Below are 2,791 nucleotides of genomic sequence, written 5' to 3'. Positions count from 1 at the left end.
CCCCCCCGCCGTGCCCGCCACGGCGTGGCGGGCAGCGGCCGGGCCCGGGCCGGGGCTCATCGCTCCCGGTAGTCGAGCACCGGATCGGCCCAGCCGCCCATGCGCCGGCAGACCCCGAACCGCCGCGCCAGCCACCACCGTCGGCGCACGTGCCGCGCGGTGACCGCGGACCACTCCGGACCCGTCGGGCGGCCCACGCCCCACCAGGCCCGTACCGCCTTGCCGCCGTCGAGGCTCAACAGCGGCCAGCGGGGCATATGGAGGCCGACGAAGAACATCGAGACGTCGTCACCGCACTTGGTCGTGAAGAAGTACCGCTCGGCGTCGGTGTAACTGGCCCCGAACCCGTAACCGACGCCGCGCACCGACCCGAGCCAGGAAAGGGGGAGCCGCCCGCCCGCGGGTATCGACGGCACGAGCACGGGATTGAACCACCGCTCCTCGCCGAGCCCCCTGCGCAGCGCCGTCCGCACGGTCTGCGCGACGACGACGTTGGTCGCGGGCCCCGAACCGACGTTGACGAGGCACCACCGCGGCTCGCCCCCGCCGGACTCCTCCCACACGAACTGGAGGACGGGCATACGCGCGCGTCTGCTGGACGTGTACGCGAGGACGAGCGAGCCGAGCGAGACGAGCACGGCGAAGACCGACGTCCCTACCGACACCATCGCCCCGCCTCCCGCCGCTCCCGTTCCGTGGACCCCCGCGCGACGGCCGGCCGCTCAGCCGGTGAGCGTCGACTTCGGCCGCACCACGCAGAACTCGTTGTCCTCCGGATCGGCGAGGACGGTCCACGTCTCCTCGCCGGTCTGGCCGACGTCCGCGCGGCGCGCGCCGAGCGCGAGGAGCCGCTCGATCTCGGCCTCACGTTCGTCGGCCGTGCAGGTCAGGTCGAGGTGGAGACGGTTCTTCACGCGCTTCTCCTCCTCCGCGGGCATGAAGCAGATGCCCACGGGAGCCAGCAGGTCGGGCCCGATGACGACCTCGCGCTCCCGCTCCGAGAGGACCCTCCAGCGCAGCGCGTCCGCCCAGAAGCGTGCGAGCCCGGGGAGATCGTGCGCGTCGACGACTATGTGGTGCACGGAGACGGTCATGGCGTCAGTCTGCCGCAGACTCGGGAGGCTTCGTACGCCTCGCGCGGAAATCGCCGCCCGCCGAGGCCCGTCCGCCCCGACCCCCGCGAGGTCCCGAGTCCGAACACCCGGTTCCAAGCCGTCGAACGGGACTCTGCGGGGCTTCCCCATGTGCTTCACCCCCTCGTCCGCGATCGCACACACCGCCCCAACCAGGGTGAAGACGGGGAGGAGGGTCCCCACTCTGCGCGGGGTGACGGTACGATCACCGGATGCCGGTCCGTCACGACGGGCCGTCATGACCCGTGTTCGACACGGGACTTCGGGGGCTCGGACAGAACCATTCGGCATCACGCGCGATCGAGGTACGGCACCACATGAACCAGGCCGGCACCATGGCCGCTCCCCCGCCGCCGCTCCGCCGGCGGGCCCTCGCCGCCCGTCGCGCCGCCGCAACCCGCGCGAGGACGTGCCCGCGCGGCGGCTGCCCGGCGCCCGCCCGTGAACGCTCCGTCTTCCGGTCGAGGTGCTGATGACGCAGATACTGGCCTGGTCGCTCATCACCATGGGAGTGATCTCCCTGGTGCTGCTGGTGCTGCTCGTGCGGCAGACGCAGATCACCGCGCGGCTCAAGCACGAAGAGGGCCTGCGCGACGCCGAGTTGGCGCACCTGGTCCGACGTCGGCTCCCGGCGCTCGCCTCCCGCCGTACCGGCCTTCCCGAGCAGGACCCGGGCCCCGCGACCGCCCGGTTCGCGGGCACCGGGTTCGACGACCGGGTCGAAGAGGTGATGGACGCCTTCCGCGGAGTCTCGGCCCAGGCGAAGGAGCGCGCCGAGGAGTCCGCGGAGAACGCGTTGCGCGGCGTCGCCGACCGCCTCCTCACGCTCGTCTACCAACTCCAGCAGCAGATCGAGGACATGGAGCACGAGCACGAGGACCCCGAGGTCCTCGGCAGCCTCCTCCCGATCGACCACAAGGCGCAGAGCCTCGCGCGCTGGCTCTTCTCGCTGCGCGTCCTCACGGGCAGCGCCCCCGGACGCCAGCGCCCCACCACCCCGCTCTACGACGTGCTGCGCGGCGCCCTCTCCACCGCGCCCGACTACCAGCGCGTACGCCTCCTCGACCGCCCCCGGGTCGCGGTGCGCACCCAGGCCGTCGAGCCGCTGATCCAGCTCTTCGGGCACCTCCTGGAGAACGCGGTCGCGCTCTCGCCGTCCAGCTCCGTCGTCGAGGTGAGCACGATGCGGGTGGCCAACGGCCTCTCGGTCTGCGTCGAGGACGGCGGACGCGGCATAAGCGACCACGAGTTGGCCCGCATCCAGGCGCTCGCCGCGGGCGAGGTCACCGCAGGCGTCGGCGACCTCGGCGACCCGCCCCGCATCGGCTACGCCTTCACCGGCCGCATCGCGCAGCGCCACGCCCTGCGCATCGTCATCGACCGCCGCTCCCGCCTCGCCGGCGTCCGCGTCACGGTCACCATCCCCACCCAACTCCTCACCGACGCACCCGAGGACGAGGCCCCCGCGAGCCGGACGGGCGCACACCGCGCCCCCGCCGTGCCCCTCCCCCGGGACGCGGAGGCCGAGCCCGTCCACCCGCCCGGGCTCCCCGCGGCGCGCGAGGAGCCCGCAGTCCACCAGCGGGCCGCCCTCGAGGAGCTCGCAGTCCCCGCAGACCCGGCGCCGGACGCCCCGGAACCGTCCGACGCCGCCAGGG

3 protein-coding genes are annotated in these 2,791 nt (G+C 73.7%); 1 reads left to right on the top strand and 2 read right to left on the bottom strand.

Going from position 1 to position 2,791, the window contains the following annotated elements:
• Positions 1-56: 56 nt before the first annotated feature.
• Both UWG_RS0117200 and UWG_RS0117195 read right to left on the bottom strand, forming a co-directional pair.
• Positions 57-668, bottom strand: a complete 612-nt coding sequence (locus UWG_RS0117200) for a hypothetical protein (RefSeq protein WP_016908456.1) — start codon at positions 666-668, stop codon at positions 57-59.
• Between the two features lie 54 nt (positions 669-722).
• Positions 723-1,094 carry a VOC family protein gene (locus UWG_RS0117195; RefSeq protein WP_016908455.1) on the bottom strand — a complete coding sequence of 124 codons (372 nt, stop codon included), beginning with the start codon at positions 1,092-1,094 and terminating at the stop codon, positions 723-725.
• Positions 1,095-1,605: 511 nt separating this feature from the next.
• Here UWG_RS0117195 and UWG_RS30340 point away from each other — a divergent pair.
• On the top strand, positions 1,606-2,791 hold a 1,186-nt coding region (locus tag UWG_RS30340; RefSeq protein ID WP_016908454.1), incomplete at its 3' end, for an ATP-binding protein.

It is taken from the genome of Streptomyces xiaopingdaonensis (assembly GCF_000262345.1).
In the GTDB taxonomy this organism is placed as follows: domain Bacteria; phylum Actinomycetota; class Actinomycetes; order Streptomycetales; family Streptomycetaceae; genus Streptomyces; species Streptomyces xiaopingdaonensis.
The sequence above is the reverse complement of the archived record's forward strand: the minus strand, read 5'-3'. Positions and strand labels throughout refer to the sequence as shown.